The following is a 21,815-nucleotide window of genomic DNA, read 5'->3' as shown; positions in this document are numbered from 1 at the left end:
GCCAGACCGACTCACAGTCCGAGTGCCCACACCGTGCCGAAACCGAGCAGCCCCAGCGGCATTGCCGCCACCGAGATCGCCACCGCCACACGCGGCACATAGGTCATGCCGCAAGCCACCGCCAGCGCGGCAGTCATCAACAGCGCGAACCAGACCGTCAGCCCGATGCCGATGTCCCAGATGCGGATGCAGGCGGCAGCCGACAGCACCAGCAGCGTCCAGCCCGCAATGCGGAAGACGCGACGACGCGCTGCCGGCACCTCGCGCTGGCTGGTCAGTTGTTCGTAATGGCGATCCATCGCCAGGCTGAGGGAAGACATGGCGGCATAGCAAAGCAGCGCCGCCATCAGGGTTGCAATGAAAGTCATGGATGCGTCCACCTAGTTGGACAGTGCGCGCAACAGCAGCCACGCCAGCGACAGCGCCGCGCCGCATGCGCCAATGCCGACCCAGGCGCGTGTCGCGCTACGCGTGGTGAAAGTCCAGATGACGATCACGGCATAGAGCGCAAAGCTCCACAGGGTGGCAATCAGCAATGCCTCGGCCTGCGAGGTATCCGACACGCGCGGCAGCAGCAGCGCCAGCACCACGGTCGCCAGCGACGCCAGCAGATAGCCGCCGATGAAACCGGCGACCACCCGCGACGCCACCATCCAGCGATAACCCGCGCCGCTATCGGCTGCCGCCTTGCCCGAACCTGTCTTGCTCATGCCTGCCCCGTGGAAGTGATGCGCAATGCGATTACTCTGCGACGAAGCTCAGCGTCGTCGTGTACGACAGCTTCTGCACCTTTTCACCGCCGACTTCCGCATCGCCCTTGAGTTCGTGGCTGCTCATCAGGATGTAGCGGCCCTTGCCTGCCACCGGCACGTCGATGCGACCGGCATCATCGGTCTTGAAGCCCTTGGTCCATTGCTCGGGATTGACGATCGTTACGTTCTTGTTGGCAAGCGGCTTGCCCTTGAACAGCAGCGTGAAGGTATTGCTGTTGGCGGCGACCGGCACCAGCTCGAAATCCAGCGCGGCGGAAGTCTCGGTACGGCCGGCGCGCGAGTTGAAGACCGCAGCCTGCAGCTGTCCGTCCTTGTTCTTCCACGGTTTCCAGACCTGGTCGTTGATCAGGCGCACGTCGCCCTTGCCGGCATCCGCTTCCAGGTGACCATGCTTGGCCACCACCTTGACGGTCTTCTTGGGATCGGTACCGAACACGCGCGTGGTCGCTTCGAGCTTCTTGACGTCGTCGCCCTCATCGCGATCGCCGTCAACATCACCGACGTAAATCTTGGCGGGTCCGGTCGCATCGCGCTCGACCCACACCTGGTGCGCCTGGGCGCCGATGGCAAAAACGGACAGCAACAGCGTAACAAGCGGTTTCCTGATCATGGAACGGTTCCTTTCTGATTGGTTTAAAACGGGAAGTCCTGCGAAAGTCATGCAATGGTCACGATGCGGGTTCTGGCGGCGCATCGGGAACCGGCGCTGTCTTCTTCGGTGCCGCCGCCTTGACCGGCGGCGTGGCCGCCAGCTTGCGCTGCACCTTGCGCGCCGCCAGTGCGAAGAACAGACCCAGCGCCAGCAGCGTCAGATCGATGCTGGCCAGCGACCAGTCGCCGGCCGGAATCGTCACGCCAAGATGGCGATAGGTGGTCAGGGCATTGAGCACCGGCAGCAGCGCAAAGGCGCCGGCAGTCAGCCACAGCTCGTCGATCCAGGCACGCATAGACGAGCGGAAGGCCGGATAGAGCAACGTCAAACCCCAGGCGATGAACATGGCATGCACTTCCCACGCGCGGCGGCCTTCCATCGCAGCCGGCAGCAGGCGATTGGCCCAGAAATAGACGGCGATCGCGAACGGCAGGCCGGCGACGGTGCCGATGTTCAGGCACTCGACCAGCCGGAAGCCGAACTCGCGCTTCTCGCCCGCCTTGACCAGCTTGTCCTGCTTGACCTTGCGCTTGACCGTCCACAGCACCAGCCCGGTTGCGATCATCGCCGCGCCCAGCAAGCCGCTCGCGACGTACAGCCAGCGCAGCAGCGGCCCGGCGAAGCGGCCTTCGTGCAGGCCGAACATCACGTCCTGGAATTCACGGGCATTGGACTGCGGCTCGTCCACGCCGGTCAGCTTGCCATTGACGCCATCGAACTTCAGTTCCGACGAACGGCCGACCGTAGTCGTGCCGATGCGCGATACGGTGGTCTCGCTGCCTTCCAGATACGGCTGACGGATACTGATGCGCTGCACCTGTCCCGGACCCCAGCGGCGTTCGGCTTCCTGCAGCATCGGCAACAGCGGCGCGCGCCCTGCGGCCTGCGCATCCTTCTGGCCACCCGCGCGCTGCGGATACAGCACCTCGTAGAACTTCTGCGCATTCTCCTCGCCCTTGCCATAGACGCCCGCCACGCCCAGCGGCATGTACTGGAACATGAAGAACATCAGTCCGCTGTAGGTGATCATCACGAAGAACGGCAGTGCCATCACGCTGATGAGGTTGTGCGCATCCAGCCACGAGCGCTGCCCCTTGCCGGGACGGAAGGTAAAGAAGTCGGCAAAGATTTTCTTGTGCGTGATCACGCCGCTGATGATCGCCATGAACATCAGCATGGTGCAGACGCCGACCAGGCGGAAAGCGACATCGTAGGGAATGTAGTGCAGGCTGTAGTGCATGCGGTAGAGCAGATGCCCGCCGCCGGTCTCGCGCACCTGCTCGAGCTTGATCTCTTCGCCGGTTTCCGCATCCAGCGTGGCGCGGCTGAAGCGTCCGCGCCGCCCCTCGCCTTCCTTGGGCGGCGACTGGTAGAACACGCCGAGGTTGGGCTGCGACCGGTCGCCCGGCAGCACGATGGTCCAGGTACTGGCGTCCTTGGCGCGTTCCTCGAGGAAGGCTTCGGCCTTTGTCAGCGCCTCGGCCGGCTTGACCTGCGACGGTGCGGCCAGCGGCAGTTCAGGCCGCATCCAGCGGTCGAGCTCATAGGTCGCGTAGCCGGCAGTACCGGTCACGAAAACAAAGAACAGGACCCAGCCGACCACCAGCCCAGTCCAGGTATGCAGCCATGCCATGCACTGGCGAAAACCTTCCTTCATGCGCGCTCCTCGAACCGACGCGTGCATACGGCCCTTCCCGCACAGGGCAGGAAAGGATCAACCATCGAAGAAAGCATCCACGTCAACACATTGCACCATTTGAAAACGCCGGCAATTGCCGGCGGGGAGGAGCAAATCACACTGCTCCTGTTAACTATGACCAACGAGAATCAAAAAAGGGCCAGGATTCGGGCAAATCTCCTGTTCCGCGCCCGCTATTTTCGCTGAAATCTCACGAAAATGATAATAAATCTCATTTGGCACTCCAAAGGGTATAGGGCCGCCCGTGCAGACTTGACATCTGACCTGCGGAGAGGCCATCCCACAGAGGCAAGCTGGTTTCCCATTCGCATCAACAAGTCAGCGAAATGAAAAGGGCCATCGAACGTCGCAGTTCGACGGCCCTTACGCAAAAGACATCAGAAGCGCATATCCAGGGAAACGCGAAGACTGCGCGGTGCACCATAGTAGGTATTGCCGGTACCCGTGTAATACCATTTATCGAACGCGTTATATAAATTGGCCGTTGCGGACAGTTGCTTGTTGATCTGATAGCGCACCATCAGGTCGACCACCGAATAGGCACCTTGCGTAAAGCGCTGGTCACCCGCCGGTCCCTGATTATCGCTGTACAAGGCGCTTTGCCAGCGCACACCGCCGCCGATCGTCAATCCTCCACCGACTTGCGGCATGCGGTAGGTGGTGAACAGTTTGACGGTGTTCTGGGGAACATCCGTGTTCAGCGAGACGCCGTCCCGATCTCGGGAGATGTTTCGCGCAAAGCTGGCCGAACCCTGCCAGTTCTTCGCCAGCTCGCCACCGACTTCGAACTCGATGCCCTTGGTGGTGGTGCCGGATACCGCCTCGACTGCATTGCCGCCGGTAACCGGCACATTCGGCACGATCGTCACGGCAAGATTATCCTGCTTGATCTTGTAGATAGCGGCACCGACGTTCAACCGCTTGTCGAACAGTTCGCCCTTCACGCCGATTTCATAACTGCTGCCGAGCAGCGGATCGATGAAGTTGTTGTTGATGTCGCGTGCACTCTGCGGCTTGAAGATGTCGGTGTAACTGACGTAAGTGGACCAGTCCTGGCTCAGGTCGTACACAAGGCCCGCATATGGCGTGACCTTGTTGCGCTCGTAGCGGGAATCGTTTGCCCAGTTGGTTATCCGTGAACCCAGAATGACCGACAACCGGTCCGTAGGTTTGAAGCGCGCCGTGGTGTAGGCGCTGGTGATGCGCTCGGAGGTGACGATATCGCTGTTTGCCGGGTTGTATGGTGCGGCCGGCGTGTTGCCATCCCAGTTGAAGATGTTGCCGATGGACGGGTCCCAGGTGCCGATCCACCACAGGTCGTAACCGACGGTGCTGTCCCTCGTATAGGAAGACGTCGCACCCAGTACCAGGTCATGCTTGCGGCCGAACAGTTCGAACGGCCCGGTCGCATACAAATCGAGACTGGTCTGTATCGGCTGTCCCGCCCAACGGCCAGCCCACAGATCGACGTTGGCACCGGTTGCGCGATCGGGGAACTGGGTCGGGTAATAGGCAGCCGCATAACCCAGCACTTCGTCATACTTGCTTTGCGCGTAGCTCAATGTGCCCTTGACCATCCAGTCATTGGCAAATTGATGTTCGATCGAACCGAACACGGATTGCATTTCGCGTTCAGAGTAGGCCCAGGAAGCCGCCGCCGATGCCGAACGTGACCATTGGATGCGGCCGCCATCGGCGTAATAGGCCGGCAAGCCTGCGCGCGCATGGCCGGTCGCGTCATGCTTCTGATAGGTGAATCCAACCGTGGCCAGCGTCGAAGGGCCGATGTCCGCCTCGACGATGCCGGAAACGATCTTCTTCTCTTCGTGCAGGCGGTCGATGTAGGAATCGTTGTCCTGTACCGCTGCGATCAGGCGACCACGCACCGTACCGGCTTCGTTGAGCGTGCTCGAGACATCCACCTCTGCCCGGTAGTAATCCCACGATCCGACCTCCACGCGCGCCATTGCCTGGAATTGCGAAGTCGGTTTCTTGCGCACCAGATTGATCGTCGCACTTGGCGTACCGATGCCGTTCATCAGGCCGGTCGCGCCGCGCACCACCTCGACCCGGTCATACAAGACCATGTCGTTGGTCTGAAAGATGCCGTTGTAGCCGCCATAGACCTGGCCGACGCCGTCGATCTGATAGTTCTCCACCTGGAAGCCGCGCGAATAGATCGGGCTGGAATCCGATCCCGCATTGCCGCCTTGCGAAATGACCAGACCCGCCGTCTGCGCCACCACATCCTGCAACTGCGTCAAGCCTTGATCTTCCATGCGCTGGCGCGTCATCACGCTGACCGACTGCGGCGTCTCGCGCAGCGACAGGTTCAGTCGCGTCGCCGTGCTGGCGGCACCAGTGGTATAGGAGCCGGTCCCTTCGGTGGTGCTGCCCAGCACGTCGGCCATTACCTGCACCGCCGGCAGCGTCGAACTTTCGCGCGGCGCTTCTTCCGCCGCCTTCTTCAACGTATAGCTGCCGTCGGCGCGCGTGACGACTTCGAGCCCGCTGCCGGCGAGCAGGCGGCCGATCGCCTCGCGCGGCGAATAGCTGCCGGACAGCGCCGGACTGGTGAGGCCGGCGGTCAGCGCGGGATCGAAGGACAGCGCGACGCCGGACTGCGCGGCAAAGTTGGACAGGTTGCGGCCCAGCGGGCCGGCCGGGATGTTATAGGCATGAACGACGGCGCTGTCGAGCGGCGCACCGGCCGCATGGACGGGTGTAAGGCCGACAGTGACGGCCGTGGCGACGACGGCCATGCCGAACAGAGCGATGCGAACGGCGCGCGAAACACGGCGCTCGGAGAAGCGGCGTTCGGCAGTGCGCGGGAAGTGACGTGACATAAAGCAATCCTTCTGGCTGATGTATGGAGGGGTTCACCTCGTCTGCCAGCCAGGATGGAAAAAAGTATCAGCGTCCTGAAAAAATTTTTGCCTACGGACTACGGATGACGCGGTGCCTGCGCCACGCGCGGCACGAAGGTGACCCAGCGTCCGCCGAACCGGGTGACGGCATCGACCGGATAGGTCGTCACCAGCATCGCCAGGGTCTGGTCGGTGTCGTCCAGCGGATAGGAGCCGGAAATGCGCACGCCGGCCACTGATGGCTCGGTACGCAGCAGGCCGCTGCGGTAACGCGCGAGTTCGGCCGCGAAGGCATCGAGCCGCATGTTGTCGGCCACCAGCATGCCCTGCGTCCAGGCCCAGCCGATGTCGTCGGCCGGCGTGACCTCGGCGATCGCGCGCCGCGTGAAGCGCGTCTGCTCGCCGGCTTCAATCACGCGTTCGTCATGGCTGTCGGCCAGCGTGATCCGCACCGCGCCTTCGAACACCGTCAGGCGCGTGTGGCCGTCTTCCTGCCGCACTGAAAAACGCGTGCCCAGCGCCTCCATCCGGCCCTCCTGCGAAGCGACGATGAAGGAGCGATGCGTGGCGTGGTTATCGGGCGCGGTCGTAACCAGAACTTCGCCCTGCTGCAGCACGAGCCTGCGCTGTGACTCGTCGAAACGTACCGCCACCGCGCTATCGGTATTGAGAAAGGCCGAGGTGCCGTCCGCCAGCCGCACGTCGCGCCGCTCACCGACCGAGGTACGGTAATCCGTGCTGACCAGCAGTTCAAGGCGCGGCCAGGCCAGCCACGCGGCGGGCACTGCCGCCATCAACGCCGCGAGCTTGATCACGGTGGTGCGCCGCAGGCGATCGGGTGTACGCGCCAGCGTTGGCATCGCCAGCGACGGCGGCACGCCGCCCAGCTTGTTCAGCAGCAGTTCGGCGCGGGCCCAGGCGCGCGCATGTTCCGGGCTGCGCTCGCGCCAGCGTTCCCACACCGCACGATCGGCGTTGCACACTGCCCCGGCGTGCAGTTGCACCAGCCAGTCCGCCGCTTCCTCGAGGATGTCGGGGTCGATGGGCGCGGCTGGCGCGTCGGTCACCGCACTCATTCGATCACCGCGAGGCAGTGCAGGAATGCCTGCTTCATGTAGCGTTTGACGCTGATCAGCGACACGTCGAGCTGGCGTGCGATGTCTTCGTATTTCATGCCTTCGAGCTGCGACAGCAGGAAGGCCTGCCGCACCTTGGCCGGCAACGCATCGAGCATGCGGTCGATTTCATGCAGGGTTTCGAGAATCAGGCAACGCTGCTCGGCGGACGGCGCCTGCTCTTCGGGCATCGCAGCCAATGCATCGAGATAGGAACGCTCGAGCGCTTGGCGCTGGTACCAGTTGACGACCAGGCCCTTGGCGATGGTAGTCAGATAGGCGCGTGGCTCCTGCACTGTGCCCAGTTCGCGCGAGACCATGATGCGCGCGAAGGTATCCTGCGCGAGGTCGGCCGCATCGAAGGTGTTGCCGATCTTGCGGCGCAGCCAGCCCAGCAGCCAACCGTGGTGGTCACTGTAGAGCGCGATGAGTTGGTCGTGGTGTGGATGGTCGGCGACAGGCATGGTCCCTCATCTGCGGGACTGGCCCCTTCAAATGCGGATAAGAATTATTCGCAAATGATACAAGTCGGCTGGCGATCGGGCAATTTCCATCAGACCTGCTGTTGTTTTGACGCCGCATGCAGAGCGGCAAACCCATGACGGCGATCAGGAAGAGGCTGCGGGTTCGCGCGCCGTCACGACCTCTGCCGTGATCTCCTTGTTGCGCACGAAGCGCATCGCCTGCGGTTGCTCCACCAGCACGCATTGCTTGCCGGTACGACGGCAATGATCCTGCACGCGCCAGTAGGCGTCGTGGCTGATGCAGCCGGTCTGGCAGATCACCAGATCAGCCGCCACCAGGCTGGCTTCGAGCGCGGCGTGGTCGTCTTCCTCGGCATGCTGCAGGAAGCGACCGCCGGCGCTTTCGATCGCGCGCCGCGTGTCCGCACCTTCCATCTCGCGGCCGATGCACAGCACCGACTTGGCCCAGACATCAGCGGTGGCGGATTTGCCCGACTCCTTGCGCAGCCATTGCATGCGCAGGAGTTCGCGCATCAGATCCTGCACGCGCGCGCTCAGCGATTCCACGCGGCGCGCCAGCGTGATGCGCGTCGGCAAACCCGGGATTGCCTGCTTAAGGTTCGCCATGTCTTCCCGCGCGCAGGCCAGTGCCGTGTCGCGCGCGACGAGTTCGCCGCGCAGGCGCATGGTTTCCGCCTCCAGTTGCCGTATGCGCTGTGCCTGCTGCTCGAGCCGCCCTGCCTGGCCGGCAATCAGGTCGCTGCAACGCTGCTGCACACGGCCGTATTCGTTCAACAACATCCTGTGTTCCCTTGCGATATCTTCCAGCGATTGCGCGTCGTTCATGCTCGCTCTCCTTCGTCGCTCGTGGTCAGCGCGTGCACCGCGTAGAACGGCACACCGAACAGCCGCCTGAAGACCGGACCGAGCAGGCTGTACGGCAACCCGTATCCCTCCATCACGCGGTAGGTGCCGGCATGGCGCAGGCGCGAATGCGGTCGCGTCAGCTCGTCCAGCCGGCGCGGCCCCCAGTGAAATTCGGCTGACGTGTCGCGCACCGACGAATGCCGCTTCGCACGTCCCGCCGCCAGCACTGCCTGCGCATGGCAATCGCCGACCGACGGAATACGCAGCGTGGATGGTAAGGCCGACAGCACGGCGTGCAGCGGCGCATTGGCCGCTTCTAAAGAAAGACGATCGACGGCAGCATCGGGCATGACGCTCTCCTGCGATGGACGAACGTCGATTATAAATGAGAATTATTCCTATTTGTGAAACGATGTACATAAAAAAAGGCCGCCCATGGGCGACCTCTCTTTCGACCTGCAAAGAATTCAGAATTCGGTCTGCGCCGAAAACGCGATGCTGCGTGGTGCACCAAGGTAATAACTGTTGAGCCAGTAATTCTTGTCGGTCACATTACTTGCGTACAGGCTGAAGGTCCATGGTCGTCCTCCTGCACGAGTCGCATACCGTACGCCGAGATCGGCGGTTGTATAGGCTGGCAGGCGCGAACTGTTGACCGCGTTGGCCCACTGCTTGCCGGTGTGGAACACGCCGCCGGTCAGCGTCAGGCCGGGCACGGCAGGCAAGGCATATTCGGCGTATAGCTTGGCTAAGGTCTTGGCAACGTTCATTGGCTGCAAGCCTTCGCTGCTGCCGCCCTTGATGCTCGGATCGAGGAAGGTCACACCGCCAATCAACGTCAGGTTGCGCGTAGCCTTGCCGGTTGCCGTCAATTCCAGCCCCTTGTGGTTCTGGCGACCATCCTGTGTATAAACATTGCCGGCATTGATGTATTCGTAGCTCTTCTCGATCTCGAACAGCGCGCCGGTCAGCAGCATACCGCCGACTTCCGCCTTGATGCCGACCTCCTTCTGCTTGCTGACCATGGGTGGCATTACCGTGCCACGGTTGACGGCTGTATCGTCGGCAACGCCACCCATCTCCAAACCTTCGATGTAGCTGGCGTAAGTCGTGACATTGGGGACAGGCTTGAACATGACCGAGAACGACGGCGAGGTCTTGCTCTTGTCGTAACCCTCAGCCTGGCTCTTGATGGTGCTGCGGTTGACGCCGGCCAGGATGGACCATTGATCGTTGAAGCGGATCATGTCGCCGATCAGGATATTGTCGTTGCTGGCCTTGCCGTCATATTCCATGGGTACCGTGTTGGCCGGGAATACCGGTTCCGGTACATGCGTTGGCTCTGTCAAAGGATAAGGACCGACATAACCGGTATGCGGCGCAAACGGATTGGACCATGAGCGTGCCGAATACATGTAATAGCCGGCCGTCACCTTGTGTTCGACGGTGCCGGTATTGAAACCGATATCGATCATCGCCTGTCCGGCGTCGAAGGTGTCTTCCGACGCGCCGGCGCGCTGGCGCAGCTGACGATACTGCGTGGTCGAGAACGCACTGTTCATCGTGTGGTCCTGCACCGGCCGGTCGATGCTGTTCTGTGTATAACCGCCGCGCAGGGTCACGTTGTCGTTGAGTTTGTAGGTCAGCCGCGCCGAGAGCTTGGTGTTGTTGAACTCGTCATGAATCCAGGGCTGCGACCAGTTCTTGCTGGCGTCCGGTGCCGGACCGCGCGGAATCGCTGCGTTGTAGAACCAGTATGCGGAAGGAGCTTGCGTCTTGTAGTTGTTGTAGATCGCATTCATTTCCAGCAGCAGGTCATCGGTCACTTTCCAGTCGAACGCGGCGCTGACCAGGTTGCGATCTATCTTCTGGTCGTCGATCGCGGTTTCGCCATTCTGGCGCACCACGTTGAGACGGTAGCCGATACGGCCCGCCTCATCGAAGCGGCCGCCGAAATCACCATGCACGTAGTATTGGCTGCCGCCATAGTTGCCGACCGTGATGCGATTGAGACGCTCCACTGTCGGGCGCTTATAAACGTAGTTGATCATGCCGGCCGGCGCGGCCGCTCCATAGAGAAAGCCGGATAGACCGTTGAGCACTTCGACGCGCTCCTTGTCCTCCACCACGGCGGCGTGGTTGTACGGACGACGCAGACCATCCTCGGCTGTGTCGCTGGTAGTGAAGCCACGCATATTGACCACTGGCGACCAGCCGGTCCCCTGTGCGGTCATGGTGCGGGTGTAGGGATTGATGCGGTAGATATCGTCAGTGGACTGCGCCTGGATATTCTGGATCAGTTCCTGCGGCACCACGCTGACTGAAAACGGCACATCGACCAGCGCCATGCTACCCAGTGCGCCCACCGAGGAAACCGTCTTGCTGCGGTAACCGTCGGCCGCCTTGCCTTCCTGCTGCAATGCACTCGTCGCATCCAGTTGCTCGCGTACCGTCACCGCCGGGAGCACCGCATCCGGTACGACGCCCTGCAATACATAAACCTTGCCGCCACGCCTGACCGCATCCATGCCGGAGCCGGCGAGCAGACGGGCAAAGCCTTCTTCCACCGTGTAACTGCCCTTGAGTCCAACCGATTGCCGGCCCTCGACCAGCGTGGAATCGATCTGGATGGTCACGCCAGCCTGCATGGCAAATTCGGACAGCACCGCGCCCAGCGTGCCTGCCCCCACCTGATAGCTTTGACGTGCCGCGGCTTCGGCTGCCGCAGACTGTGCCTGCGCGCCATGCGGCAACATCACCGCTCCCATGGACAATCCCAGCAGAGCGGCGTACACCACGGCGCGTGTGGCCGATCCCGGTTCCGACGGCCGTGACATGGCCTGTAGTGTCGGTAGAACTTTCATTTCATTCCCCTTATTCGAATGCGTTTCGGTTATTCCTGTGCCAATGACACGCAACTCGTTCAAAGGGGACATGCAACATGACGATTTTCAAAAAAAGATGCCGGCCACCAGGGGCCGGCAGAAAAAATGCCGACTTTCGCGATCGACACGAGGAACAACAGAACGACAAGAGCACTGCGAAATGCGGGGATGGCGGCGTAGCCTATAGGGCGCCCAGCTCGACGTCTCAGCCCTTTCCAGCCGAGGGCGGCGCGAGCGTGACCCAGTAACGGGTGCGGTAATGCACCTCGACCGGCAGCGTGTCCGGCAAGGCGTCGAGAATGCTTTGCGTGTTGTCGAGCTGGAAGGCACCGGTGATGCGCAGCTCGGCCACGGCCGGGTCGCAGCGCAGCAGGCCGGGACGATAACGATTGAGTTCACGCGCAAAGTCGGCCAGCCGCATGCGGTCGGCGAACAGCACGCCGCGCGCCCAATCGGCCGCGTGCGGATCGGCGGCTTCCACGGCATCGATGCGCGCACTGTCGAAGCGCACCTGCTGACCGGCCTGCAACACGAAGGGTGAGCCGGATGCGGCTTGCGGCCGGATCTCGACCGCGTGTTCAAGTACGCCGACGCTGGTCTGCGATGCCGCTTCTTCCTTGTGCACCACGAAGCGCGTGCCGAGCGCGCGAATGCGACCGTGTTCGGTCTGTACGATGAAGGGACGATGCGCAGCCGCCTCGCTGTCGGCGCCGGTGGTCACGAGGATTTCACCCGCATGCAGGCGCAGCAGGCGCTGGCTGCCGTCGAAGATCACGTCGAGCGCAGTGGCAGTACCCAGATGCACGCGGCTGCCATCGGCCAGTTGCAGCTCGCGCCGCTCGCCGGTGGCGGTGCGCACATCGGCACTCCATTCGCGCCATGGCGTGCTGCGCCACGCGGCGTAACCGGCAGGCACGGCGGTCATCAGCACCAGCAGGGTCTTGAGCGCGCGGCGGCGCTCGACTCTTTCCCTGCGGCCCAATGCCGGCAAACCCAAACTGGCCGGCACCACGCCGAAACGCTGATTGATGCGCTGGGCGCGCTGCCAGGCGCGCTCGTGTTCGGGATCGGCGGCACGCCAGTATTCGCAGGCCTTGACGTCTTCCGGCGCGGCGTTGCCGCCGTACAGCGTGGTCATCCAATGCGCAGCCTGCCGCGCAATGGCGCGATCGATCGGGCGGCTGTCCTCGTACAGGATGGCGGTATCGGTGGGCGACGCGTTCATAGGCCGAGCACGATGCATTCCTCGAAGGCCTGCGCCATGTAGCGCTTGACCGTTCGCGTGCTCACTTGCAGACGTTCGGCGATCTCGGCGTAGCTCAGGCCTTCGAACTGCGCGAGCAGGAAAGATGCGCGCCTTGTGTGGCAGCGCGTCGAGCATGGCGTCGATCTGGTGCAGGGTTTCGAGAATGACAAGCCGATCCTCTGGCGAGGGCGCGTGCATGTCCGGCACCATCGCCAGCGCTTCCAGATAGGCGCGTTCGAGCGACAGGCGGCGATAGTGATTGAGCAGTACGCGCCCCGCCACCGTGGTCAGGAAGGCGCGCGGCTCGCGCAACGTGTCATGCGGCGAGCTCGTCGCTCTTGTCCTGCGCGGTGAGAATGCGCACGAAAGTGTCATGCGCCAAATCCGCCGCGTGGTGCGCGCAGCCGAGCTTCTTGCGCAGCCAGCCGAACAGCCAACCGTGATGGTCGGCATACAGCGTGTGCACTTCCTGCTGGAGAGGACTGGCGGTGGAATTGGCGGATGCCATGGATGAGAACAACAATCAAATGAGAATTGTTCTCATAATAATGGATGCATGGCTGCCCGCGCAACGCGGACAAGCACAAGCGTTGCGAGGACGCATCATTGCGAGGCAGGAAGCCCGGAATCGTCAGGGAACTTCCCCCTCGTTCAATTCATGGCACCACGCGAACCGCGCCGCTCAGGCCGGCAATGAACATGCCGACCCTGTGCTTCAGAACTGGTAGCGCGCCGACAGCATGGCGTTGCGCGGCTCGCCATAGACGTTGCTCGGGAAATTCACAAGGCCCGACAACGCGTTGTAGTACGTCTTGTCGAACACGTTGTTGATGTTGAGCCGCACGTCCAGCTTCGGCGTGACCTGCCAGCCCACTACGAGATCGGCCACGGTGTATGCACTTTGCGTGATGCGGAAGGGCACGCCGCTCGTGGTCCCCTGGTTGTAGATGGAACCCTGGCGATAGACCGAGCCACCAACGCGCCAGCGCTGCAGGTCGCCCGGCAGCCGGTACATGGTCGATAGCTTGAACAGGTGCCGCGGCGTGTCGGTATCGAAGAGCATGCCGACATTGCTGGCGTTCGCGTCCTTGCGGTAACGCGCGATGGCCACTGTGTAGCCGGCGCCCACCTGCCAGTTGGGCGTGATGGCGCCCTGCACCTCGAACTCGACACCCTCCCTGCGCACCTCGCCAGCGGCCGAATAGCAGATAACGGTCGGGTAGCTTGCGCACTGCGTCTGGTCGGTGCTGCGGAAGGCACGGTTCTTCTGGTCCATGCGGAACACGGCCACCGAGGCATTCAAGGCGCCGTCGAAGTACTCACCCTTCAAACCGATTTCGTAGTTGCGACCCTCCACCGGGTCCAGCAGCTTGCTGCTGGCATCCAGGTAGTTCTGGGGCTTGAAGATGTCGGTGTAGCTGGCGTAGAGCGCGTACTGGTCGTTCAGGTCGTAGACCAGGCCGGCGTACTTCGTCAGTTGGTTGTCCACGCTGTAGCGGTTGTGGGCGCTGACGGACGGCGTGTTGGCGTCGAAGTTAGGATAGGTGTTGACGGTGTCTTTGTAGTCGAACCAGTCCAGCCGTCCGCCCAGGATCAGCTTCAGTCGATCGGCCAGGTTCAGGCGCGTGGTGGCGTAGATGCTTTGCTGGGTGATCTTGCTGTCCATCCAGTCCCGCAGGGGGATGTAGGGATTGGCCACGGCGCCAGGATTGAAGCTGTACAGATTCAGGTTGCCGGTGAGCGTCAGGCCTTGGCGGCTGTTGCCGTCGAAATCGATGTTCCGGTAGCTTGCCCCCAGCACCAGTTCATGCTTGCGACCCAGTAGTTCGAAGGGGCCGTTGGCATACAGGCTGACGCTGGTCTGTTTTTCCTGGTGGGCATTGCGCGCACCCAACTGGTTGTAGATGCCGGTAGTGACGACGTGGTTGAGGTAGTGCCCCTGCATATCCAGTTCGGCCTGTGCATAGTAGGCCGACAGATTTACCCGCCAGTCGTTGTCAAAGCGGTGGTCCAGACCCACGAAGGCCGAGTTGGTGGTCTTGTTCCAGTGCTCCCAGTCGTTGGCGTAGGAGGTGGAGCGAGGTAGCCCCAGGTCGCTGCCATCGCTGGCCACCGGGAGACCGGTGAAGCCGTTGCCCCGGACCTTGTTTTCCTGGTGTAGAGCGCTGAGTGTGAGCGTGGTAGATGAGCCCACGTCTTTTTCCAGAATGCCGTACAGCGTCTGGCCCTTGCTGCTTTCGCCGCGCTTGTAGCTTCCATAGTCCTGGGCGGCGATCACCGCGCGGCCGCGCAGACTGCCGTCTTCCGAGAGCGGGCCGGAGGCGTCCAGCTCGGCGCGGTAGCGGTCCCAGCTACCAGCGCTCACGCCAGCGGACACCTGCGGCACCTTGGTCGGGCGCTTGCGCACCAGGTTGATGGCGGCCGACGGATTGCCTGCGCCTTGCGCCAGGCCGGTAGCGCCACGCACGATCTCCACGCGGTCGTAGATGGCCATGTCAGTAGCCAGCATATCTTGCGACAGGTTGGAGCTGTCCAGGCTCACGGGCAAACCGTCGTACATGATGTTGTCCACGTACATGCCGCGCGAATAGAAGAATGCGCGCTCCGGTCCGAAACGCCGGAAGGTCAGGCCGGGAGCGTTCTGCACCACGTCGTTGACCGTCGCCAGGCCCTGATCCTGGATACGTTCGCGGGTAACGACGGTGACCGCCTGCGGCGTCTCACGCAAGGACATCTGCAACTTGGTGGCCGTGGCGGTCGCGCGTGTCGTATAGGAACCAGTCCCTTCCGTGGTGCCATCCAGCACATTGGTACTGACCTGCACCGCCGGCAATATCGCATCCTGTCCCGTCGTCGGAAGAAGGTGCAACACATAACTACCGTCGTCCCGCCGCACCGCATCCAGCCCCGTGCCCGCCAACACGCGTGCCAGCGCATCTTGTGCTGCAAGCTGCCCGTGCGCACCCGCACTGCGCTTGCCTTCGGTCAGCGCGCCGTCGGCCGAGACCAGCACGCCCGAGGTCGCGACGAAGCGGTTGATCGCCGTGCTCAGCGGACCGGCAGGAATATCGTAGTGACGTACGCCTGTCGCAGCGGTGTTCGATACGGCGGCAGGCTCGGCGGCGTTGGAAGCCGGCGATACGGCGACCGCCAGCGCGCCGGCACACAGCAGGTGCACAGCCATGACCACGGGAGAAAACCGCCACACGGAAGAATGCGCAGCCACGCCGCGCGCTTGCTTGTTCATCGAATGCATCCTTCGGAAAAGAGTGATGGGCAACATGCCTTCACTCTGCTTTCCGAACGAGCCGGCAAAAAGGGAACCGTGAGCAGAAAATTTTTTATCGACGCGCCCGCACCGTGATCCACCAGGGCATCACGGCATATACCTCAATCGGCAACGCGGCCTGCAGCATGGCAAGCGCCTGGTCCGGATTGTCGAGCGGATAGCCGCCGACCACGCGCAGGCTGGCGACAGCCGGATCGCAGGCCAGGCGGCCACGGCGGTAGCGCGACAGTTCGGCCACCACATCGCCCAGGGGAAGATCGTCGGCCAGCAGGATGCCCTTGCTCCACATGGCGCGTGCCTGACCGGCTTCCGACACGGCATCCATGCGCGTCTGCGTGAACGTCACGCGCTGGCCGGTATCGATGATGCGGCGTTCGGTGCCCGACGCCGTGGTGACTTCCACGCGACCTTCGAAGACGCTCAGTTCAGTTGCGTCATCCATCTGCCGCACGTTGAAGCGCGTGCCCAGCGCCCGCATGCGGCCATGCAGGCTCTCGACCACGAACGGTCGCGCCGGACCGCGATCGTCGGGATGCGTGGCAACCATGATCTCGCCGCGGCGCAGGATCAGCAGGCGCATGACATCGTCGTAGCGCTGGTCGAGCGCCGTGGACGTATTGAGCCAGACCTGCGAGCCTTCCTGCAGCACCAGTTCGCGCATCTGACCGACGCCGGTACTGAAGTCGGCGTCGATTCCGGCCTGCACGTTCTGCCAGACCTGCGTGCGCGATGCGCTCCAGCCGCCCAGGCCGACCACCGCCAGCAGCGACAGCGCCTTGATCGTGCGACGCCGCTTGCGCAGCCGCTCGGCCGCGCTCAAGGCAGCCTCCGCCGCCAGCGGCTGTTCGCGCGGCAAGGACATGCCGCTGCTGATGGCTTCCACGCGCTGCCACGCCGCGCGGTTGGCCGGCGATGCCTGGCACCACTCCTGCCAGCCGCGCCGCTCGGCTGCGCTGACCGACCCTGAACGCAACACGGCATACCACTCGGCCGCCTGTTCCAGCGTATTGAAATCCGGTTCCGATGCAGGTTCTGATGCCTGCACCGCCGCCGGCAACGGCCATTGCGCGCTCATGCGAGCGCTGCGCGAAACGCAGCGCCGCTGGTCAGGCAATGCAGCATCACCTGCGCCATGTACTTCTTCACCATGCGTTCGGACACGCCAAGTTCGGCAGCGATGTCGGCATAGGCCATATCGTGCAGATGCGCCAGCAGGAAGGCGCGACGCGGCTTCTCGGGCAGGCTGGCGAGCAGGCGATCGATTTCAAGTAACGTTTCGAGCACGATGGCCTGGTGCTCGGCCGACGGCGCTTCCGCCTCCGGATGCGCGGCCAGCGTGGCGAGCCAGGCACGCTCGATCTCCTGTCGACGCCAGTGATCGACCACCAGCCCGTGCGCGATGGTCGTCAGGTAGGCGCGCGGGTCCTGCTCCGCATCGAGCTGACGCGGCCGCGCCATCAGCCGCACGAAGGTGTCCTGCGCCAGATCGGCGGCATTGTCCGCACAGCCGAGCTTGCGCCGCAGCCAACCGAAGAGCCAGTTATGGTGATCGATGTAGAGCGTGCGGATGTGCTGCCGGGAGGAGTCGGCGGAAGACATGGGAAACGAGTTACAAATGAGAATTGTTCTCATGATATATGAGGTTGGAGCAATACAGCAATTTCACCGCAACCAAGTGTTGCAATCGCGCAGTACAAGAAAAAACGGAGAGCTTGCGCTCTCCGTTTTCATATCTTTCTCAGCACCATGCATCAGACGGATGCATGCCATCGGAGCTCCTCAGAAACTGCCACGCAAGGTCAACGTCACGCTGCGTGGAGCGCCATAGAAGTTCTGGCGGGTGGTGCCGCTGACCTTTTCCCAGTACTTCCTGTCGAACAGGTTGTCGATATTGAGCGCGAGCCGGTAGCGGTCGTTGATCTTGTAGCCTGCGCGCAGCGCGGCAACGCCATAGCCCGGGCCACGCACGGTGATCGCACCGGACTGGCTGTAAAAGTCGCTGACGATGCGCATGCCCATGCCCACATCCAGACCGGGCAAGACGCTGGCCGGTACCTCGTATTGCGCCCACAGGTTCACATTGTGACGAGGCGTGAAGGTACTGTAGGTCTGTCCCTGCTGCTCGGCGGTGCTGCGCAGATATTTGGTCGAGGTGTAGGCATAGCCCGCTGCCAGATTCCATTGACGTGTAACCTGGCCACGCACTTCCGCTTCCAGACCCTGGCTGCGTGCCTTGCCTGCGGCAATGGAGAAACCGTTGTTTTCCGGATCGGCAAGCGCGCGATTTTCATCGACGATGCGGTACAGCGCCGCAGAATACTGAACCTTTCCGCCATCCGACTCGCCCTTCAGGCCCACTTCCACTTGCGAGCCTGTGCGCGGCTTGATCTGCTCGCCTTCCACCGTGAGGCTATTCTGCGGCTTGAATATCTGGCTGTAGCTGCTGTAAAGCGACAGCGTGGGCACCAGGTCCCAAATGACGCCGGCATAAGGCGTGAACTCTCCCTTTTCCTCATAGCCCGAAGGAGTGCCGTTCGAGACGCCGCTGGACTTCCACCAGCTCACACGGCCACCGCCGATCAGCGTCAGCGCATCGCCTGCCTTGTAACGGAACTGTCCATACACCCCGTGTGATTGCACACGCGTACGCGAAACGTTGGTGTCATAGTCGAAATCCGGTTCCGGAATCGCATACGGATTCGGCGAAAACAGGTTCACGGATTCCAGTGCAGAGACGCCGTAGGGAGCATAGTTGGTGCGATTGTCGGTCTCGCGCCAGTCCGCGCCTACCAGCAGGTTATGCGTGCGCCCGCCCCCTTGCAACGGCGTGTTGAAGTACAGGTCGGCCGAATTGTCGGTGTCTTCCCGTATGAAGGCCGATGAGGCGAGTGCCGTCATCAGGCCATTGGCATCGGGCGGCGACGGGTCGGTGTACTTGGCGCGATTGCCGCGTTCGCTGCGACGCAAGGTGAATTTGAGCAACGCATCGTTATCCGTGTGGTGTTCCAGTTCGGCGAAGTAGCTGCGCGTCTCCAGCCGCTGGCGGTTCCAGTGCTGCACGGGCATCACCGAGCGCGGCAGGTCGATGAGCGTGCCGTCGGCCCAGGTCGGCAGGCCGCGCGAGAGCACCGACCGTACGTCTTGCCAGGTCGCACCCAGCGAAAGCGTGGTGTTCTCGCTCAGGTCGGCCTCCACGGTGCCATAGACCAGCTTCTTGCTGCCGTCCACGTTGTCCATGTAGGTATCGTAGTCCTGCACCAGGGTAACGAGACGGCCGCGCACACGACCCGATTCAACCAGCGCGCCCGTCACGTCCAGCTCGGCGCGCAGATTGTTCCAGGAGCCGACACTGGCCGATGCCTCGGCCTTGAAAGGGGCGAGCGCGCGCTTGCGCGCCAGATTGATGGTCACGCCCGGTTCGCCCGCGCCGCTGAACATGCCCGACGCACCGCGCAATACTTCCACCCGGTCGAAGACCGCAAGGTCGAGATACACGCCGTTGGCATCGGTCTGCAGCGTGACGCCGTCCATCTGGTACGTATCGCTGCCGAAACCACGCGCGTTGAAGACGCTATAGTGTCCGGCCGCGTCGAAACGCTGCACGGTGACGCCCGTCACGTTTTTCAGCGCATCCTCAATCGAATGCAGGTTCTGATCGTCCAGCTGCTTGCGGGTAATCACCGTCACCGATTGCGGAATCTCGCGCAAGGACTGGGCGGTCTTTCCGACAGTGGCTGCGCGAGCAGCATATGAATCCGTTCCCTCGGTCGTGCCGTCAAGCCTTGCATTGACCTCCACGGCCGGCAAGGTGGTGCTGGCGGTATCGGACGGCGGCAGGCGCCGGAGCGTGTATTTACCGCCACCAGTGGCGACACCGGCCAAACCGGTCCCGGCCAGCAAGCCATGCAACGCTTCGTCGATTGCGTAGTCGCCGCTCAAGCCGGCGCTGTGCACACCAGCCACCAGATCGGGCGTATAGGCGACCAGTACACCGGAGGTTCTGGCGAAAGCCGCCAGCGCGCCTTCGAGCGGGCCGGCCGGAATCGCATAATGCGTGCGGGCCGTTGCAGCCGTCTGTGCCATGGCATGACTGCCGAACGCAACGGGTGCCAGGCTCAGTGACGTCACTGCCATGCCGAGCATGGCCTGCTGCAGGGACAAGGCAAGCAGCTTGCGATGGAAGATGCCGCGCCGGGCGGTACCGGCACAGCGGCGGTGTGATGCAGTAGGTTTCATGATGTCCTTTTCTCGCGTTGCTTGCGTCAAATGAATGTCTTCATCTGACTTGTCGCGCGACGCTCAAAAAGGTACAGATTCAGCCGCGATTATTTTTGCGGGGCAGTTCCTGATGCGGCAGAACCGTGACCCAATAGCGGGTCAGCATCTGCACATCGACCGGCAATACCTCGGTCAGCGCTTGCAGGATCAGATCCGTATTGCCAAGAGGGAACATGCCGGATAGACGCAATCCTGCGCATTCCGGAGCACATACGATGCGTCCTGGACGATAACGCGCCAGCTCTGCAATGAACGCATCGAGACGCATGTCAGACGCATGCAGGAAGCCGTCGGCCCAGCTCGCCTCTTCCGCCGATGCACTCGCCAGCTTTAGCATCTCCCGGCGATCGAAGCTGGCGACCTGCCCCGCTTCCAGTCGCAATGCCAGCGCAGGATTGTCTGCCGGTCGAAACTCCACTGCATGCTCGAGCACGGCAACGCGCGTCACATCGTCCATCTGCCTGACGACGAACCGGGTGCCAAGCGCCCGCGCGCGGCCAGCTGCCGTCTCGACTACAAAAGGTCTGGCGGGGACAGCCGTGTCCAACTCGGTGGCAATCAGCACTTCACCCTGCAGCAGCTGCACGACGCGCTCGCCATCGCCATAATGCACGCGGACCGCACTGCCGGTATTGAGGTCGAGCCGCGTGCCTTCTGCCAGACGGAAGCTTCGGCGTTCACCGACATCCGTGCGGAAATCGGCGCGCCCCTGCCAGGCCCCGCCAGCAAACCACACAGCAGCCCCCGCACCCAGCAATATCGACAGGCTCTTGAGCGCCCTGCGGCGGCCATGCGAAACAGCGGTGACGGCGGCAATCGCCGCAGACGCATCGGTGCCTGCCATGCCGGTACGCAGGCGGTTCTCCATCGTCTCGACGCGATGCCAGACACGGGCATGCTCGGGATCGGCATCGCGCCAGCGCTGCCACGCGGCACGCGAATGCTCATCCATACTGCCGGACAGGAAGAGCACCAGCCAATCGACGGCCTGATCAACCGCCTGTGGCGACAAGGGAGAAGGCCGAGATGCGGACGCCCTCACTGCGCCTCCCCGGTGACATCGGAGAAATAGCACTGACGAATCGCGCGCGCCATGTACTGCTTGACCGAACTCAACGAAACATCGAGTCGCTGCGCGATTTCTGCATAGGGAACGCCGTCCAGTTGCGCCCACAGGAAAGCCGCCTTCACTTTGGGCGGAAGGCCGTCGAGGATACGGTCGATTTCCACCAGCGTCTCGATCACGATGGCGCGCGTTTCCGGGCTCGGTGCCTGCTGCTCGGGCAAATGGGCAATGCTGTCCAGATAGGCCTGCTCGACTTCGCGATGCCGGAAATGACTGGCCATGACACGACGCGCCACGGTCGTCAGAAAGGCGCGTGGCTCTTGAATGGCTTCCACGCTGCGTGCCTCGATGACGCGAAGATAGGTGTCGTGCGCCAGATCGGCCGCATTGTCCGCACAGCCGAGCTTGCGACGCAGCCAGCCGAACAGCCAGCCGTGGTGATCCGCGTACAGGGTGTGAAGTTGCTGCTGGTGGGAAGAATCGGCGGATGCCATCGGGCGGGAGAACAACGATCAAATGAGAATTGTTCTCATAATACGGACGCCTGCCAACGCAGGCAAGCCGCAAACAGCGAAGCGTTGCGGGAACACATCAACAGATGGCTGGATGACACA

17 protein-coding genes and 1 pseudogene are annotated in these 21,815 nt (G+C 62.6%); all 18 read right to left on the bottom strand.

The window, feature by feature from the left end:
• Window positions 1-11 precede the first annotated feature (11 nt).
• The 18 genes and pseudogenes from IEV38_RS11390 to IEV38_RS11305 all read right to left on the bottom strand — a co-directional run bounded on the left by IEV38_RS11390 (window position 12) and on the right by IEV38_RS11305 (window position 21,695).
• Entirely contained in the window at window positions 12-368 is a 357-nt protein-coding gene (locus IEV38_RS11390) for a DUF3325 domain-containing protein (protein WP_188396329.1), read from the bottom strand.
• Window positions 369-380: 12 nt separating this feature from the next.
• Complete coding sequence (locus IEV38_RS11385) at window positions 381-710, bottom strand: iron transporter (protein WP_188396328.1); 330 nt, start codon at window positions 708-710, stop codon at window positions 381-383.
• Between the two features lie 31 nt (window positions 711-741).
• The gene (locus IEV38_RS11380; protein WP_188396327.1) at window positions 742-1,383 is read right to left on the bottom strand and encodes a nickel uptake transporter family protein; all 642 of its coding nucleotides are present in this window, start codon (window positions 1,381-1,383) and stop codon (window positions 742-744) included.
• A 58-nt stretch (window positions 1,384-1,441) separates the two neighbouring features.
• On the bottom strand, window positions 1,442-3,082 hold the full coding sequence (locus IEV38_RS11375; protein ID WP_188396326.1) for a PepSY-associated TM helix domain-containing protein: 1,641 nt from the start codon (window positions 3,080-3,082) through the stop codon (window positions 1,442-1,444).
• 419 nt (window positions 3,083-3,501) lie between these two features.
• Window positions 3,502-5,970 carry a TonB-dependent siderophore receptor gene (locus IEV38_RS11370; protein WP_188396325.1) on the bottom strand — a complete coding sequence of 823 codons (2,469 nt, stop codon included), beginning with the start codon at window positions 5,968-5,970 and terminating at the stop codon, window positions 3,502-3,504.
• Between the two features lie 98 nt (window positions 5,971-6,068).
• Entirely contained in the window at window positions 6,069-7,067 is a 999-nt protein-coding gene (locus IEV38_RS11365) for a FecR domain-containing protein (RefSeq protein ID WP_188396324.1), read from the bottom strand.
• Window positions 7,064-7,570, bottom strand: a complete 507-nt coding sequence (locus tag IEV38_RS11360; RefSeq protein ID WP_188396323.1) for a sigma-70 family RNA polymerase sigma factor — start codon at window positions 7,568-7,570, stop codon at window positions 7,064-7,066. The genes IEV38_RS11365 and IEV38_RS11360 overlap by 4 nt, the downstream gene beginning before the upstream one ends.
• 144 nt (window positions 7,571-7,714) lie before the next feature.
• Window positions 7,715-8,416: a DUF2325 domain-containing protein gene (locus tag IEV38_RS11355; RefSeq protein ID WP_229729003.1), complete on the bottom strand. Its 702-nt coding sequence runs from the start codon at window positions 8,414-8,416 to the stop codon at window positions 7,715-7,717.
• Window positions 8,413-8,787 (bottom strand): hypothetical protein, encoded by a 375-nt coding sequence (locus tag IEV38_RS11350; protein ID WP_188396322.1) that lies wholly within the window; start codon window positions 8,785-8,787, stop codon window positions 8,413-8,415. Before IEV38_RS11350 ends, IEV38_RS11355 begins: the two co-directional genes overlap by 4 nt.
• 117 nt (window positions 8,788-8,904) lie before the next feature.
• Window positions 8,905-11,301, bottom strand: a complete 2,397-nt coding sequence (locus IEV38_RS11345; protein WP_229729002.1) for a TonB-dependent receptor — start codon at window positions 11,299-11,301, stop codon at window positions 8,905-8,907.
• Window positions 11,302-11,527: 226 nt separating this feature from the next.
• On the bottom strand, window positions 11,528-12,547 hold the full coding sequence (locus IEV38_RS11340; protein WP_188396321.1) for a FecR domain-containing protein: 1,020 nt from the start codon (window positions 12,545-12,547) through the stop codon (window positions 11,528-11,530).
• Window positions 12,544-13,076 (bottom strand): annotated as a pseudogene (locus IEV38_RS11335) (sigma-70 family RNA polymerase sigma factor). The gene IEV38_RS11340 and the pseudogene IEV38_RS11335 overlap by 4 nt, the downstream one beginning before the upstream one ends.
• Window positions 13,077-13,283: 207 nt before the next feature.
• Window positions 13,284-15,815: a TonB-dependent siderophore receptor gene (locus tag IEV38_RS11330; RefSeq protein ID WP_229729001.1), complete on the bottom strand. Its 2,532-nt coding sequence runs from the start codon at window positions 15,813-15,815 to the stop codon at window positions 13,284-13,286.
• 94 nt (window positions 15,816-15,909) lie between these two features.
• The gene (locus tag IEV38_RS11325) at window positions 15,910-16,932 is read right to left on the bottom strand and encodes a FecR domain-containing protein (RefSeq protein ID WP_188396320.1); all 1,023 of its coding nucleotides are present in this window, start codon (window positions 16,930-16,932) and stop codon (window positions 15,910-15,912) included.
• Window positions 16,929-17,456, bottom strand: a complete 528-nt coding sequence (locus IEV38_RS11320; RefSeq protein WP_188396319.1) for a sigma-70 family RNA polymerase sigma factor — start codon at window positions 17,454-17,456, stop codon at window positions 16,929-16,931. The genes IEV38_RS11325 and IEV38_RS11320 overlap by 4 nt, the downstream gene beginning before the upstream one ends.
• 180 nt (window positions 17,457-17,636) lie before the next feature.
• Window positions 17,637-20,093: a TonB-dependent siderophore receptor gene (locus IEV38_RS11315; RefSeq protein WP_188396318.1), complete on the bottom strand. Its 2,457-nt coding sequence runs from the start codon at window positions 20,091-20,093 to the stop codon at window positions 17,637-17,639.
• Between the two features lie 79 nt (window positions 20,094-20,172).
• Window positions 20,173-21,147, bottom strand: coding sequence for a FecR domain-containing protein (locus tag IEV38_RS11310; protein ID WP_229729000.1), 975 nt, complete (start codon window positions 21,145-21,147; stop codon window positions 20,173-20,175).
• 26 nt (window positions 21,148-21,173) lie between these two features.
• Complete coding sequence (locus tag IEV38_RS11305) at window positions 21,174-21,695, bottom strand: sigma-70 family RNA polymerase sigma factor (RefSeq protein WP_188396317.1); 522 nt, start codon at window positions 21,693-21,695, stop codon at window positions 21,174-21,176.
• Between the last annotated feature and the right edge of the window lie 120 nt (window positions 21,696-21,815).

The sequence above is a fragment of the Oxalicibacterium flavum genome (assembly GCF_014635065.1).
Lineage (GTDB): Bacteria > Pseudomonadota > Gammaproteobacteria > Burkholderiales > Burkholderiaceae_D > Oxalicibacterium > Oxalicibacterium flavum.
The sequence above is the reverse complement of the archived record's forward strand: the minus strand, read 5'-3'. Positions and strand labels throughout refer to the sequence as shown.